Below are 15,708 nucleotides of genomic sequence, written 5' to 3' on the forward strand. Positions count from 1 at the left end.
AGAAACTCAGCATTCGGGAAGATTGACCGCAAGGCCGCCGAGAGACGTTTCCTTGTACTTGTCCCGCATGTCCTGCCCGGTCTGGCGCATCGTCTCGATGCAATTGTCGAGCGGCATGAAATGTGAGCCGTCACCGTGAAGAGCAAGAGAAGCTGCCGAAACCGCCTTGATGGCTCCCATGCCGTTCCGTTCGATACAGGGCACCTGAACAAGACCCCGGACCGGGTCGCAAGTCATGCCGAGATGGTGTTCCAATGCGATTTCCGCCGAATTTTCAATCTGCTCGTTGCTGCCGCCCAGAGCGGCACACAAGCCTGCCGCCGCCATGGCGGAAGCCGAACCGACCTCGGCCTGGCAGCCGCATTCCGCTCCGGAGATGGACGCGTTGTGTTTGATGAGACCACCGATTGCCGCAGCCGTCAGCAGAAAGGTGTCGATGCCTTCGCGCGAAGCGTCGACACAATGATCGCGATAATATCGGATGACGGCGGGAACGACACCGGCAGCACCATTGGTCGGCGAGGTGACCACCTGGCCACCGGCTGCGTTTTCCTCATTCACCGCCATGGCATAGACGGACAGCCAGTCGTTGATCGCATGGGGTTGCTGGCTGTTTGAGCCGCTCTGCTCGAGCAGGCGCCGATGGATTGCCCTGGCGCGCCGCTTGACGCTGAGCCCTCCAGGCAAAATACCTTCCAGTGACAAACCCCGGGCGATGCAGTTTTCCATGACGCCCCAGATTGCCTCGAGCTTCTCATTCAGGATTTTTGCACCGAGAACGGATTCCTCGTTGGCCCGCTTCATCTGGGAAATGGTCAGGCCGGAGTCCCTGCCCATCTGCAACATCTCGGCCGCAGAGCCGAACGGATACGGGTACCCGATGGCTTCCTTCTCCTCGTGAAGGTCGGCATCAGGTGCCTTCTCCGCGGCGAGCAACTCGGCTTCCGTCACCACGAAACCACCACCGATGGAATAGTAGGTATCGGCCAGCAGAACTTCACCGTTCCGGTCAAATGCCGTCAACTTCATACCGTTGGCGTGAAGCGGTAGTGCCGGACCGTAGTCGAAAACAAGATCCGCTTCCGGATCGAAGCGGACCTCGCCACATTTCGACACTTTCAAAACGCATGTGTCTTGCAGTTCCGCCAGTTTTTCTTCTGCCAGATCCGCATCGACCTTGTCTGGGCGAAATCCGAGAAGCCCAAGCATGACGGCCCGGTCCGAGGCGTGACCTTTGCCGGTAAAGGCCAGCGAACCGTGAAGAGAGGCGATTATCCTTGCCACCGCAGCAGGATCGAACTTGCCGTTTTCACCTGCCGTGAGGCGGTTCAGAAAATCAACCGCCGCCGTCATCGGCCCCATTGTATGGGAGGATGACGGTCCGATCCCGATCTTGAAAATGTCAAAGACACTTAGAAACATGGCGGTTCGCTCTTGGAGTCGCGCGGCACATTGTCGTGCCGCGCATCCGGGTTCTTATTCGGCTGCTTCCGCATAATCCGACATCGGCGGACAGGTACAGACCAGGTTGCGGTCACCGTATGCGTTGTCGACACGATTGACCGGTGACCAGTACTTGTCGACATCGAGCGAACCGGCTGGATAACACGCCTGTTCGCGGCTGTACGGACGGTTCCATTCCCCGACCAGATCGGCCACGGTATGCGGCGCATTCTTGAGGGGATTGTTTTCCGCATCGATCTTGCCGTCGATGATGTCCTGGGCTTCCGCCCGGATTGACAGCATCGCATCGCAGAACCGGTCCAGTTCGGCTTTGGGCTCTGATTCCGTCGGCTCCACCATCAGTGTGCCTGCAACAGGCCAGGACATGGTCGGCGCATGGAAACCGCTGTCGACAAGACGTTTGGCGATGTCCTCAACGGTGACCCCTCCGCTGTCGGCCAGCGGACGCGTATCCAGGATACACTCATGCGCAACCCGGCCCGTGTCGGACGTATAGAGGATTTCGTAGGCGTCCTTCAGACGTTCGGCAATGTAGTTGGCATTCAGGATGGCAACCTTGGTTGCCTGTGTCAGTCCAGAACCACCCATCAGCAGAACATAGGCCCAGCTCACCGGCAGGATCGACGGCGACCCGAACGGAGCCGCAGAAACGGGTCCGACCGTGGTGCCATATTGCGGATGACCCGGGAGGTAGGGTTCAAGATGTGCCTTGACCCCGATCGGGCCCATGCCCGGCCCGCCGCCGCCATGTGGAATGCAGAAGGTCTTGTGCAGGTTGAGGTGGCTGACATCGCCGCCGATCATGCCAGGCTGAGCCAGGCCGACCATTGCATTCATGTTTGCGCCGTCAATATAGACCTGACCGCCGTGATCGTGAGTGATCTGGCAGACTTCCTGTACCGTTTCCTCAAACACACCGTGCGTGGACGGATAGGTGATCATGCAGGCAGCAAGACTGTCGGAATGCTGTTCCGCCTTTTCGCGGAAATCGACAAGGTCGATATTGCCCTGTTCGTCGGACTTCACCGGAACCACCTTGTAGCCGACCATCTGCGCAGACGCCGGATTGGTGCCATGCGCGGATGTCGGAATAAGGCAGATGTCACGATGGCTGTCACCACGCGCGGAATGGTAATTGCGGATCGTCAAGAGGCCCGCATATTCGCCCTGCGCACCGGAATTCGGTTGCTGGCTGATCGCATCGTAGCCTGTGATCTGGCAGAGCTTGTCGTTCAGATCGTCAATCATCTCGTGATAACCAACCGCCTGATCGGCCGGAACGAACGGATGCAGGTCGGAAAATTCCGGCCAGGTGACCGGGATCATCTCGATGGTTGCATTCAGCTTCATTGTGCATGACCCGAGCGGGATCATCGACCGGTCGAGTGCAAGGTCCCGGTCCGCCAGACGGCGCATGTAACGCGTTATTTCGGCTTCGGCACGGTTCATGTGGAAGATCGGATGCGTCAGGTAGTCGCTTTCGCGAAGCGCATGCTGCGGCAGCCGGTAGTCGCGATTTGCCTCGCTGTCATCCGTCATGTTTCCGCCGAACGCGCGCCACACGGCCTCGATTGTTGCTGGTCGGGTCTGCTCGTCAAGCGAGATACCGACACGGGATTCGCCGATTTTTCGCAGATTGATGCCATTGGCAACCGCGGCGTCCATGACAACACCCTGAAGCGCTCCGACCTCGACTGTGATTGTGTCGAAGAAGACGGCCGGTTCCACCTTGAAGCCCATGGATTCCAGACCGGTTGCCATACGCGAGGTTTTCCGGTGAACGGACTGGGCAATCGCCTTGATACCGTCAGGACCGTGATAGACCGCATACATGGAGGCGATGACTGCAAGCAGCGCTTGAGCGGTACAGACGTTGGAGTTGGCTTTTTCCCGGCGGATATGCTGCTCACGTGTCTGCAGCGCGAGGCGGTAGGCCTTCTTGCCGCGGCTATCGACGGAAACACCGATGATCCGGCCCGGCATGCTGCGCTTCAGCGCGTCCTTGCAGGACATGTAGGCGGCATGCGGACCACCAAAGCCCATCGGAACACCGAACCGCTGGGTCGATCCGACAGCGATGTCCGCGCCCATTTCGCCCGGAGACTTCAGGAGTGCAAGCGCGAGCGGGTCGGCTGCAACAACCGCCAACGCCTTGTTTTCGTGCAACTTGCCGATGATCTCGGTGAAATCACGAACATGCCCGTAAGTGCCCGGATACTGGAAGATCGCGCCAAACACGGTCGCAGGATCGAGGTCCTCAGGGTTGCCGACGACAACCTCGATGCCGAGCGGTTCGGCGCGTGTCTCGATCACGGCGATATTTTGCGGATGGCAGTTCTCGTCGACGAAGAAAATGTTCGACTTCGATTTCGCCGCGCGCTTGGCCATGGTCATTGCTTCGGCGGCCGCTGTCGACTCGTCCAGAAGCGAGGCATTGGCTATGTCGAGACCGGTAAGGTCCGAGACCATGGTCTGGAAGTTCAGCAATGCCTCCAGGCGGCCCTGGGAGATTTCAGGCTGGTAGGGCGTGTAAGCCGTATACCAGGCCGGATTTTCCAGAATGTTGCGCAGGATCGGAGCTGGTGTCGTCGTCCCGGAGTAGCCCTGTCCGATCAGTGACGTCAGGACCTTGTTCTTGCTGGCCACTTCCTTCATGTGAAAGAGCGCATCACGTTCTGAAAGACCGGGCCCACCCCAGTCGAGCGCTTCCTTCTGACGGATCGCGGGTGGCACGGTTGCGTCGATCAGATCGTCGAGACTGTCGAATCCGATCAGCTTCAGCATGTCCGCCATTTCAGCCGGAGAGGGGCCGATATGCCGCCGATTCGCGAAGTCGTAGGCCTGGTAAGTGGTAAGTTCAAAAGCCATATGTTGCTATCCTTTAGGCAATGAAGGCCTTGTAGGCATCGAGATCCATCAGGTCGTTCAACTGGTCGGTATTCGACAGTTTGATCTTGTAGAGCCAGCCGTCGCCCTCGGGGCTTTCGTTCAATGTCGCAGGGCTGTCCGCGAGCGCTTCATTGGCCTCGACGATCTCTCCGTTGACGGGAGCGTAGATTTCAGACGCGGCCTTGACCGACTCGACAACCCCGATTTCATCACCCTTTTCAAAAGTATCGCCGCCGTCTTTCTGCTCGACATAGACGATTTCACCTAGCTGCTCGGCCGCATGCGCGGTAATGCCGACAGTGGCAATGTCACCTTCAACGGCAATCCATTCGTGTTCTTCGGAATAATAAGTGGTCATGTCGGTCTCTCCCCGATTAGCGCTTGTAATTTTGCTGCACGAAGGGCAGCGAAACGATTTGGGCAGGTTGCGCCTTGCCCCTGATCATCAGGTTGACTCTCGTTCCAGGTTCTGTCGAGTCAGTGCTGATATAGCCCATCGCGACCGGTCCGCCAGCCGTCGGCCCGAATCCGCCCGAGGTCACGACACCGATGGCTTTGCCGTCTTCGCTTTGAACCTCGACACCTTGTCGCGCCGGTGCCCGGCCTTCCGGCCGGATGCCGACGAGTTTGCGCGACGTGCCTTCGGCAATTTCACGCTGAATACGGTCGGCTCCCGGAAAACCGCCTTCTTCACGGCGGCGCTTCTGAATCGCCCAGATCAGCGACGCCTCGATCGGCGACGTTTCATTGTCGATGTCATTGCCATAAAGGCAGAGCCCTGCCTCCAGCCTGAGGGAATCGCGTGCACCCAGGCCCGCGGGTTCGCAGTTTTCGTCCGCAAGGAAAGCACGTGCGACTTCGACCGCACCGTCCTGCGGAATGGAGATCTCATACCCGTCTTCACCGGTGTAACCGAGACGCGAGATCCGGCACTCCACGCCATTGATGGCACCGATAATCGTTTCCATGAATTTCAGGTCCCGAACACCAGGACACAAGTTTCCGACGACATCCTCGGCCTTGGGGCCTTGTACCGCGATCAAAGCCCGGTCGAATATTTCGATCACCTCGATGCCGTCGAGATGCCTCGCCATATGCGGGATATCCTGATGACGCATGGAGGCATTGACGACGACGAAGAAATGGTCACCGGCATTTGAGACGATCAGATCGTCCATGATCCCGCCGTTCTCATTGGTAAAGAAGCCGTAGCGTGCCTTGCCTTCCTTCAGTGTCGAGAATGCCTGCGGACACAGGGCTTCCAGTTTCGCACCGACATTCTCGCCTTTGAGGATCACCTGGCCCATATGGCTGACGTCGAACAGGGCCGCCTTTGCGCGGCAGTGTTTGTGCTCCCCCATGATGCCAAGGGGATATTGCACCGGCATTTCCCAGCCGGCGAAATCGACCATTTTTCCGCCCAGTTCGACATGAAGGTCGTAGAGCGGGGTTCTTTTGGGGGCGTCAGCCATGGCGCCGGTCCTTTCTTGTTATCTTTCAGCGTCAGTCACGCACCACCGTAACGGTACAATGCGCATTGCGCACGACACGGGCAAGGTTCGGACCGATTTCATAGTTCGGAAAATCGCCCTTTGCGGAAGCCATCACGATATGGTCGAAACCTTCCTTGTGAGCCAGTTTGAGAAGTTCGCGGTAGACGCTGCCTTGTTCGATGTGAATGGGTACATCACCGGCACCGCCCGCTTCAAGGACCGCCGCCAGTTTCTGGTGTACGAAATCCTTTGCGCCCGAGCCGTAGTTGGGCGGCAGATTTGGCAACTGGATTATTTCTGGAATAACGGAAACCGCATGCAGTTCAGCACCATAGAGTTTCGCCATTTCCAATGCCGTCGGCAGGGCTTTCTTCCAGGACCGGTCGTCCGTGTGATCAATCGGCAGCAGAATTTTGGTGGTCATCTGTCATCTCCACACAACTGAATTCTATTGAAGGAGAGCCGGAGAACCGGCCCTCCCGCCCGTTGCTTATTCCGCGGCGTTCTTTTCGCCTTCTTCACTGGCACCATTGGTGGCGAAGAATTCCTTGGTGAGCGCGAAGACCACCGGGCTGAGCAATGCCAGCGCGATCAGGTTCGGGATCGCCATCATGGCATTGAGCGTGTCTGCCAGCAGCCAGATAAACCCGAGATCCGCGGTTGCGCCGAAGTAGATCATCGCGATCCACAGGACGCGGTAAGGCACCAGCGCACGGTATCCGAAGAAGAAGCCCACGCATTTCTCGCCATAGAAGGACCAGCCCAAAATGGTGGTAAAGGCGAAGATCGACAGAGCGATCGCGATGAGATAACCACCGACACCCGGCAGCGAGGTCTCAAAGGCGAGCGACGTCAGCGCCGCACCGGATTCTCCACTTGTCCATGCGCCCGAGGAAATGATCGCCAGGCCCGTGATCGAGCAGACGATGATGGTGTCGATGAACGTTCCCAGCATCGCGATGAGGCCCTGGTTGACCGGTCCCTTTGTCGACGCTGCCGCGTGTGCGATCGGAGCAGAACCAAGGCCTGCTTCGTTGGAAAACACGCCGCGGGCGACACCAAAACGGATCGCTGCCCAGACAGCCGCACCTGCAAAACCGCCCTGGGCTGCGGACGGTGTAAAGGCGTATGTGAAGACAAGACCGAGCGTCTCGCCGATGGCACCGATATTGATCAGAAGCACCAGCAGCCCGGCAACGATGTAGCAGATCGCCATGAACGGCACGAGCTTGCCCGCGACCGCACCGATGCGGGTGATGCCACCCAGAATGACGGCAGCAGTCAGAACCATCAGGATCACACCGGTGACCGACGTGTTGAGTCCGAAATTCGCTTCCAGCACGTGGGCAACGCCGTTGGCCTGCACCCCGTTGCCGATACCGAAGGCAGCAATCGCGCCGAAGAGGGCGAAAGCCCATGCGAGCCAGTGCCAGTGCGCGGCAAGACCGTTCTTGATGTAGTACATCGGGCCGCCGACAAAGTTTCCGAGTTCGTCGGTCTCGCGATACTTCACCGCACACACGGCCTCGGCGTACTTTGTTGCCATGCCCACAAGAGCGGTCATCCACATCCAGAACAGCGCACCCGGGCCACCAAGGAAAATCGCAGTTGCGACACCGGCAATGTTACCCGTTCCGATGGTTGCAGAAAGCGATGTCATCAAAGCGTTGAACGGGCTGATCTGGCCCTCACCCTGGTCGGTTCGGCCTTTGAACAGCAGCCCGAAGCCTGTGCCGAGTTTCAGGATCGGCATGAATTTCAGACCGACCTGCAGGAAGAAACCGACACCGAGGATGAGGACCAGCATGAGCGGCCCCCATACGACACTGTTGATCTCGCCTACAATACTACTTAACGCTTCCATGGCTTTCCTCCCAGTACGTTAGGTTTGCTCTCAACTACGCCGGTTGGCATAGAGGCCCGAGAGCGTTGGAATTCTTGTCCGGCCGAAACGCTCGACCATCAGGTTCGCCAGCCGACGATTGTCAGGCGTGGATTGCGCGGCCAAGCGCGTCGAGGCAAGCTTCCTTGACGGCTTCGCCGAGTGCCGGGTGTGCATGGCAGGTCCGTGCGACCTCCTCCACACGTGCACCTTTGCTCATGGCCAGAACCAGCTCGGCAATCAGATCACCGCCGTGGGCACCGCAGATATGCGCGCCCAGCAACGTTCCGTCCGGCGCTGCCAGCACCTTGACGGCGCCATCCGTTTCACCGGCCGAACGTGCTCGGCTATTGGCCATAAAATTGAATTTTCCGGATATATAGTCGGTGCCGGCTTCCTTCAGCGCCTCTTCCGTCGCGCCGACCGACGCCACTTCCGGATCCGTGTAAACAACTCCGGGAACCGTGTTGTAGTCCACGTGCCCGTTTTGCCCGGCGAGCGTTTCGACACAGGCAATCCCGTCTTCCTCGGCCTTGTGCGCCAGCATCGGACCTGGAACACAATCACCAATCGCATAGATGCCGGGAACGGAAGTTGAGAAGGAACCGTCGATCTCGATGAACCCCCGGTCGTCGGTTGCGATACCGAGCGTGTCGAGACCCAGCCCGCGCGTTACCGGGCGACGCCCGATTGCCACGAGAACCTTGTCGGCTTCCAGCGTTTCGGTTGTTTCCTTGCCGACCCGTTCGAGTGTGAGTGTCAGGCTGTCGGCGCCACCCTCGATACCGGTCACCTTGCGTCCCAGTTGGAATTTCAGGCCACGCTTCGTCAGAGCTCGTTGCGCCAGCTTGGCGATTTCACCGTCATTGCCCGGAAGGATACGGTCAAGAAATTCGACGACGGTCACTTTTGCACCCAGCCGCGACCAGACCTGGCCAAGTTCCAGTCCGATAACCCCGGCACCGATAACAACCAGGTGCCGAGGCACATCGGCAAGCGCAAGGGCGCCCGTGCTGCTGAGAATGTTCACTTCGTCGATCTCGACGCCCGGCAGAGGTGCCGGCTCCGAACCCGTCGCGATCAGGATGTTGCCGGCGGCAAGCAGCATTTCGCCGCCGTCACGAGAAACCCTGACGACACCCGGTTCGGGGACCGAACCCCAGCCTTCGACGTGCTCAACACCATTCTTCTTGAACAGGAACGCGATACCCTTGGTCAGATCGCCGACGATCTTGTCCTTGCGGCCCATCATGGCAGCCAGATCAAGGGTCGCGCCGTCTACGCCGATCCCGTGCGCCGCCAAGTGTTTCAGTTCGGCATACTTCGCCGAAGAGGTCAAAAGAGCCTTGGAAGGCATGCACCCCACATTGAGGCAGGTTCCCCCCAAGGAACCGCGCCCTTCCACACACGCAACCGACATGCCCAGTTGCGCAGCGCGAATGGCTGCTACGTATCCACCCGGCCCTCCGCCGATGACAACTAGATCGAAACGCTTCATCCTTGCAGCCTCAGCTTTCGTAGATCGGAAATTTCTTGCAGATCGCAAGAACCTCGGCACGGGTAGCAGCTTCAACGTCGGCGTTGCCTTCCGGGTCCTCGCCAAGAGCATCCAGAACATCGGAGATCAGGTGCCCGATCCGGCGGAATTCCTCGGGCCCGAAGCCGCGCGAACACCCTGCGGCCGTGCCAAGCCGCACACCACTGGTGATCGTCGGCTTTTCCGGATCACCCGGAACGCCGTTTTTGTTGCAGGTGATTCCGGCACGCTCCAGAGCCGCTTCGGCGGCATTGCCCTTGACACCTTTCGGACGCAGGTCGACCAGCATCAGATGATTGTCGGTCCCACCCGAAACGATCGCGCAGCCGCGTTCGATCATGACGTCGGACAATGCCCGGGCGCTGTCCACGACACGCTGGCAATAGGTATTGAACTCAGGCTTCAGCGCTTCGCCAAAAGCCACCGCCTTGGCTGCAATTACGTGCATCAGGGGACCGCCCTGGAGACCCGGAAAGACTGCGGAGTTGATCTTTTTCGCAACGGTCTCGTCATTGGTCAGGATAATTCCGCCACGAGGACCACGCAAGGTTTTATGAGTGGTCGACGTTACAACGTGTGCGTGAGTCATCGGCGAAGGATGCAGACCGGTCGCGACCAGGCCGGCGATATGCGCCATGTCCACCAGCAGCCAGGCTCCGACCTCGTCCGCAATCTTGCGGAATTTGCCAAAATCGATAACCCGCGAATAGGCTGACGCGCCCGCGATAATCATCTGCGGCTTTTCGGTGCGGGCAAGATCAGCCACCTGGTCATAGTCGATCACACCTTCCGGCGTCAGACCGTACTGGACCGGATGAAACCATTTCCCGGACTGCGCCGGCTTGGCGCCATGTGTCAGATGCCCGCCTGCATCGAGCGACATTCCCAGGATGGTGTCGCCTGGCTTCAGGAGAGCCAGCTTGACGGCACCGTTGGCCTGCGCGCCGGAATGCGGCTGCACGTTCGCGAACTGCGCACCGAAAAGTCGTTTCAACCGATCGATTGCTTCCACCTCGACTTCGTCGACGAATTCGCAACCGCCGTAATAACGGCGCGAGGGATAGCCTTCGGCATACTTGTTGGTCAGAACCGAGCCCTGCGCCTGCAGAACGGCCTTGGAAACAATGTTCTCAGACGCGATCAGTTCGATTTGATCCGCCTGTCGCTTCGCTTCACGATCGATCGACCGGGCGATGACCGGATCTGCGTCTTCCAGATTTGTCTGAAACATGGTTCCCTCCATCTGTTTCCCGAAATGCTACTTGTTTCCTTTTCGGCAACTTGTGTTTCTTATAGGAAACTTTTCACACATTTGCAACATTAGTTTGCTTAGGAGAAATTTGACCCCTTTTCGAGAATATGCAAGTTATTGGAGAAACAATGGAAAGGCCGGACATGGATCCCGTTTCACAAAGCTCTGAGGACGACATCACAAACACGCCTGATGCCGATCATCTTGGAAAAATGATCCGTGAGGCTCGTCTCAAAAAGGGCTGGACGCTGGAAGAAGCCGGCAAGGCGGCGGGAATTGGCAGGTCGACCTTGTCAAAGATCGAGAACAACCAGACCCGGCCAAGCTTCGACATTGTCCGACGGTTGACCAAGGCTCTGGAGCTGAAAACCCCGCAACTGTTCGTGCAGTCGGGACCGAGTGACATTTCCGGTCGCAGAGACGTCACCCTCGCAGGCCAGGGCGAATCCCAGGACACCCCGACCTATTCTCACGAACTCCTGTGCACCGAGCTCACCAGCAAGCGCATGTTCCCCTATATCAGCACGATCAAGGCCCGCGACGTCTCGGAATTCGAGTCCTGGATCCGTCACCGCGGCGAGGAATTCATGTTTGTAATCAGTGGCGAACTGACTTTCTTCACCGAGCATTACAAGCCTTTGCCGATGAAGGAAGGTGACAGCGTCTACTACGACAGCGGCATGGGTCATGGCTGTGTCTCCACCGGCAAGGAAGACGCCAAGGTTCTCTGGGTGTCACTGGAATAGGGTGAAGTGCCCGGCGCGCAGGACGGCCGGGCTGCAGATGGTGTTTCCTGTAGGAAACTTACGTCTTGTTGTGGAAAATGAACCCGATGAAGTTCAACAGGACCTGCGCCGCCAGGATTTGCGTGCTCTGGCTCGGATCATAGTCCGGCGCGACCTCTACCAGATCGATACCGGCGACATCGCCCCGTTTTGACAGGCCCTGCAGGATTTCCAGAACGTCATAGTAAAGAAAACCGCCATGGCTCGGTGTCCCTGTACCCGGCGCGATTGAGGGGCAGAAGGCGTCAATGTCAATGGTGACGTAGTAGCGGACACCAGCCGGGATCCGCTCCAGAACGGCATCTGTCCCAAGCTTGCGAACCTGGCGGACAGACAGAATGTCCGAACCCCGCGCACGTGCATCAGCATAGCCTTCCTTCGCGGTTGACGACACATTGCGAATACCGAGCTGTGTCATCCCTGAGACATAGTCTTTTTCAATCGCTCTGCGCATCGGGTTGCCGTGTCCTGCCGTCACCCCGTGACGCTCGTCGACGAAGTCCAGATGGGCATCGATCTGAATTACGTGGATCGGCCCGTTCTTCGCACAATCCTCCTCAAAGGCATTGATGCAGGGAATGTTGACAGAATGATCCCCGCCGATCACGAGCGGTAGTGCACCTGCGTCGAGGATTTTTTTCACGCCGTATTCGATATTGGCGTGGCTCTCCTCGGTCTTGGTGTGAATGATGTCGGCATCGCCGATATCGACAATCCGGACCTCCTCGCCGAGATAGGTGGCGTCATCCTCGTGATCATAGGCGCCTGCATGCCCGAAACTGAACAGCGTCGATGCCTCCCGCACGGACCTTGGACCGAACCGCGCACCGGACCGGAATTGGCAACCGAAGTCAAATGGGGCTCCAAGCACGGCAACATCGGCAGAAATCTTTTCCCAGTCGGAAACGTATTCTCTTTTGCCAAAGGTCGCGATACCGACAAAGGGCAGGTTCAAACGGCCGGATTCATAGCCATGTCCTGACATGAGGCACTCCGTAACATGTGTCATTGCACCAACAAGGGTGGCAACACACACTGCTGGAAAACCGGTCGTTTGGAAACAACTGCGTTTACGCGGCCATCAGGCAATTTCCCGAAGGTAAAAACCGGAAGTGACGAACACCTGAAGATAAAACCGCGCTTGGATACCAGAAAGATGATGGTGCTCGGGCAGCCGGCAGGCGATAGCGCAACATTTGTGGTGCCCCCCGCCGGAATCGAACCGGCACTCCCTAAGGAACGGGATTTTGAATCCCGCGCGTCTACCAGTTCCGCCAGAGGGGCAACTGACACCGGAGAGGGTGCCTATCATGGTCACTCCGGCGATGCAAGCAATAGCTCGCTGTCCAAGACCTGAATTCACAAGCCACCCAATGCTTATCAGGAGTTGTGGAAATTCAGGGCCCCTTGGAATTCTTGCAACATTCGCCAGCGAACAAAAGCGCAAATTGTGCGCTTTTTCTGGACAAGCGTTTTGGGCTTGTTTAGAAAAAGCATCATGAGCAAATCAGGACGGGAAATCGAGCTTAAGCTTGAATTGGATCAGGCGGCCCAGGACGCCATCAAACGGGCGGGCAACATTGAGGGTTTCACCGCCAGCCGCACAGTGACCAAGACCTTGCAGTCGATTTATTTCGACACGCAGGACCAGTCTCTGCGCAAGGCAAAAATCTCTCTCAGGGTAAGAAAGTCAGGCCGCAGCTGGCTTCAGACGGTCAAGATCGGAACAGGAGTTGTTGCCGGACTGTCGTCGCCGATCGAGGCGGAACACCCGGTAAAGGGCCGCGCCCTGGATTTCTCGGTGATCGAAGATCCGGACGTAAGCAAGATGCTTGCAAAGGTTATCGGCGATGCGCCCTTGTCGGAGTGCTTCGAGACGGTCATGAAGCGAACCACCCGCCAGTTGAAGCGGGAGAACGACGACGCTCACGTCGAGCTTGCCTTCGACACCGGCAACATTCTCGCCGGTGAGGGCAGTCAGCCTCTGGTTGAACTCGAGATGGAACTGATGTCGGGTTCGAGCCAGGCGATCTACGAGGTCGCCAAGGCTCTCTTGAAGGATGTTCCCTTCCGGTTTTCGCCCTACAGCAAGGCGGAACGCGGGTACAGGTTCGCCGAAGGCCAGAAATCTGAAACGCCGGATCCCTACTTTGCCGAAAAGATAAAGTTTACGCGCGGAACGAGCGTGGAACTGGCGTTTCGCGATGTGCTGCGCTCCTGCCTGAAGCAGATTTGTGAAAACCGCGTTGTCGTTCTCGCCTCAGAAGATCCTGAAGGCCCGCATCAGCTTCGCGTCGGTCTGCGCCGTCTGCGCAGCGCCTTTCGCCTGTTCAAACCGGTCCTCAATCCTGCGACAGTCGCGCCATTGGACCGGATGGCACGCACGATCGCCCAGGAAGCCGGCTCGATCCGTGACATTGATGTCCTGATCGAAGAGATTGTCGAACCGCTGGTCGACAAGGCACCCGATATCCTGTCTTTCGATGCTTTGCTGGAAGCGCTCCATGCCGCGCGCGACAAGGACACGCGCAGTTCCGTGATCAATCATCTGAAATCTGCCGAGGTCAATCGCTTCATTCTGGATCTTGCAGCCTACACGGAAGGTCGCGGCTGGCTCGATCCGGAAAATTTTCACCAGACGTCGTTGCTGGCGCAGCCGATCGAGGCTTATTCGAGCAAGGCACTCGCCAGGCAGTGGAAGAAGGTTGTCGGCTACGGCAAGCGGTTGGAGGACCTGACCATTCCCGAGCGCCACGACATGCGCAAGGCTATGAAGAAAATGCGTTACGGCATTGAATTCTTCGACAGCCTGTACTCCGCAGACACGGTCAAACCGTTCTTGAAACGGATGAAAAAACTGCAGGATATTTTCGGATATCTCAATGACGTCGCAATGGCTGAATCCTTGCCTGAAAGATGCAACGTGACCGGCAGGAACGCACTCGCCGCAAACCAGGCCATCGGCTTTGTCATCGGTTGGCACGAAGCTCAATGCCAGGCCATGTGGCAACACGCCAAAGGCAACTGGAAGGCCACTCAAGAAACGCCGCGTTTCTGGGTCTGACCTGCAAGGCGGCACACGAAATGCGACCGACTGCAAATCAGATTGGCTGGCCCACGATCGACCGGGTCAGGCATTTGCGACCGATACGAGCGTTTCGCGAAGCCACTTGTGCTTGGGGTCTCGCGTCATGCGAGGATGCCAACTTGCGACAATTTCCAGGTAGGGCAGTTCCAAAGGGGTCCTGATCCGCGAAAATCCGTGGTCAAAAGTTTCGGCGATCCGGCCAGGAACAAAGGCCAGCAGACTTTTTGATTTCATCATTTGCAGGAGCATCGCGAAGGTCGGCACTGCAAGCACGACATTCCTTTCTCTTCCAGCCGCCGCCAGTGTGTCGTCAATCGGTCCGCGAAAACTGCCACCCGTCGGATCGACGAAAGCGTGGTCGAGACTGCAAAGCCGATCCAGCGCAATTTCCTCACCCTCCTCAAAGTTCCCGTAGCTCGAAAGACAAACAAAACCATCCTTGTACAAGATACGCGCAGGCAGGTCAGGCACCGCCAGTTCGCGATCGCTCAAAATGAGATCGATTTCCCCTCTCTCCAGTTGACCGGCAACTCCGTCGGCTGGTCTCGGAAGGATCGACACGCGAGCATGGGGCGCTGCCAGGAACACTTTTTCAGTAAAGGATCCCAGAATCGTGTGCTGGAGATAGTCGCTGCCACAAATTCTGGCTGTGAAGGAAGACCTGCCGGGATCAAAATCGTCCGAAACAAGAAGCAGGCCGATTTCTTCCAAAAGGTCCGCAACCCTTGATGCAATTCCATCAGCCCTCGGCGTGGGCACGATACCGTGAGAGGTGCGCACGAAGAGGTCGTCGTCAAATGTTTCCCGAAGTCGTTTCAGCATCCCGGACACGGTTGGTTGCGTGAGGGAGAGCCTGGATGCTGCCCGTGTAACACTACGCTCTGAGTAAAGCGCATCAAATGCGACCAGCAGATTGAGGTCCGTGTTCCTGATATTGATTTTCGACATAACAGTTATTCAATATTACATTTTGAACAATAACAAGCGAAACGCAAGTATCTCTCTGTTCCGCGAAACTGGTGGCAAAGAGAGATGGCCGAGGAATCGAAAGACTGTCCTGCATTGCAATCAAGCGTGTTCAGGACGCTCCTGTCCGCATGGTCGGAGATGTTCCGGGTTTGGCGTCAGAAACGGCATGACTGCAGACAACTGAATTTGCTCAGCGACTCCGGCCTCAAGGATCTGGCAATCGATCGCAGCGAGATCCCGTCCATCGTCCACGCGGGCACTAACGAACGCCGTCGAAATCATGGCGACTGAAGCGATACCGCGACACGGGAACCCGGTTGGCAACCTGTGCCTGGACAGCGCGGAAACA

At 57.7% G+C, this 15,708-nt stretch carries 13 protein-coding genes and 1 tRNA gene; 3 read left to right on the forward strand and 11 right to left on the reverse strand.

What is annotated here, in order from left to right:
- Positions 1-6 precede the first annotated feature (6 nt).
- From LA5095_RS11010 to glyA, 8 genes are all read right to left on the reverse strand, one after another.
- Positions 7-1,422: an L-serine ammonia-lyase gene (locus tag LA5095_RS11010; protein WP_055114853.1), complete on the reverse strand. Its 1,416-nt coding sequence runs from the start codon at positions 1,420-1,422 to the stop codon at positions 7-9.
- A gap of 54 nt (positions 1,423-1,476) precedes the next feature.
- Complete coding sequence (gene gcvP / locus LA5095_RS11015; RefSeq protein ID WP_055114855.1) at positions 1,477-4,332, reverse strand: aminomethyl-transferring glycine dehydrogenase; 2,856 nt, start codon at positions 4,330-4,332, stop codon at positions 1,477-1,479.
- A 13-nt stretch (positions 4,333-4,345) separates the two neighbouring features.
- The gene (gene gcvH, locus LA5095_RS11020) at positions 4,346-4,711 is read right to left on the reverse strand and encodes a glycine cleavage system protein GcvH (RefSeq protein ID WP_029062683.1); all 366 of its coding nucleotides are present in this window, start codon (positions 4,709-4,711) and stop codon (positions 4,346-4,348) included.
- Between the two features lie 16 nt (positions 4,712-4,727).
- Positions 4,728-5,825 (reverse strand): glycine cleavage system aminomethyltransferase GcvT, encoded by a 1,098-nt coding sequence (gene gcvT, locus LA5095_RS11025; protein WP_055114857.1) that lies wholly within the window; start codon positions 5,823-5,825, stop codon positions 4,728-4,730.
- Positions 5,826-5,856: 31 nt separating this feature from the next.
- Complete coding sequence (locus tag LA5095_RS11030; RefSeq protein ID WP_029062685.1) at positions 5,857-6,270, reverse strand: universal stress protein; 414 nt, start codon at positions 6,268-6,270, stop codon at positions 5,857-5,859.
- Between the two features lie 66 nt (positions 6,271-6,336).
- Positions 6,337-7,710 carry an alanine/glycine:cation symporter family protein gene (locus LA5095_RS11035; RefSeq protein ID WP_055114859.1) on the reverse strand — a complete coding sequence of 458 codons (1,374 nt, stop codon included), beginning with the start codon at positions 7,708-7,710 and terminating at the stop codon, positions 6,337-6,339.
- Positions 7,711-7,831: 121 nt separating this feature from the next.
- A complete protein-coding gene (gene lpdA / locus LA5095_RS11040) occupies positions 7,832-9,226 on the reverse strand; it encodes a dihydrolipoyl dehydrogenase (protein WP_055114861.1) in 1,395 nt (464 codons plus the stop codon).
- A 10-nt stretch (positions 9,227-9,236) separates the two neighbouring features.
- Positions 9,237-10,496 (reverse strand): serine hydroxymethyltransferase, encoded by a 1,260-nt coding sequence (gene glyA / locus LA5095_RS11045; RefSeq protein ID WP_104702759.1) that lies wholly within the window; start codon positions 10,494-10,496, stop codon positions 9,237-9,239.
- 149 nt (positions 10,497-10,645) lie between these two features.
- Between glyA and LA5095_RS11050 the strand changes: the two genes are divergently transcribed.
- Positions 10,646-11,263: a helix-turn-helix domain-containing protein gene (locus tag LA5095_RS11050; protein WP_208992640.1), complete on the forward strand. Its 618-nt coding sequence runs from the start codon at positions 10,646-10,648 to the stop codon at positions 11,261-11,263.
- Positions 11,264-11,321: 58 nt separating this feature from the next.
- Here the strand turns inward: LA5095_RS11050 and speB are convergent, their stop codons facing one another.
- Positions 11,322-12,287 (reverse strand): agmatinase, encoded by a 966-nt coding sequence (gene speB, locus LA5095_RS11055; RefSeq protein ID WP_055115610.1) that lies wholly within the window; start codon positions 12,285-12,287, stop codon positions 11,322-11,324.
- A gap of 214 nt (positions 12,288-12,501) precedes the next feature.
- Positions 12,502-12,586 (reverse strand) — tRNA-Leu (locus LA5095_RS11060).
- A 214-nt stretch (positions 12,587-12,800) separates the two neighbouring features.
- Between LA5095_RS11060 and LA5095_RS11065 the strand changes: the two genes are divergently transcribed.
- A complete protein-coding gene (locus tag LA5095_RS11065) occupies positions 12,801-14,366 on the forward strand; it encodes a CYTH and CHAD domain-containing protein (RefSeq protein WP_055114864.1) in 1,566 nt (521 codons plus the stop codon).
- 66 nt (positions 14,367-14,432) lie between these two features.
- Here LA5095_RS11065 and LA5095_RS11070 read toward each other — a convergent pair whose 3' ends face one another.
- Complete coding sequence (locus tag LA5095_RS11070; RefSeq protein ID WP_055114867.1) at positions 14,433-15,338, reverse strand: LysR family transcriptional regulator; 906 nt, start codon at positions 15,336-15,338, stop codon at positions 14,433-14,435.
- A 159-nt stretch (positions 15,339-15,497) separates the two neighbouring features.
- Here LA5095_RS11070 and LA5095_RS11075 point away from each other — a divergent pair, with 159 nt between their 5' ends.
- Complete coding sequence (locus LA5095_RS11075; protein ID WP_104702762.1) at positions 15,498-15,650, forward strand: YjiS-like domain-containing protein; 153 nt, start codon at positions 15,498-15,500, stop codon at positions 15,648-15,650.
- Positions 15,651-15,708: the final 58 nt, after the last annotated feature.

The sequence above is a fragment of the Roseibium album genome (genome assembly GCF_001404515.1).
In the GTDB taxonomy this organism is placed as follows: domain Bacteria; phylum Pseudomonadota; class Alphaproteobacteria; order Rhizobiales; family Stappiaceae; genus Roseibium; species Roseibium album.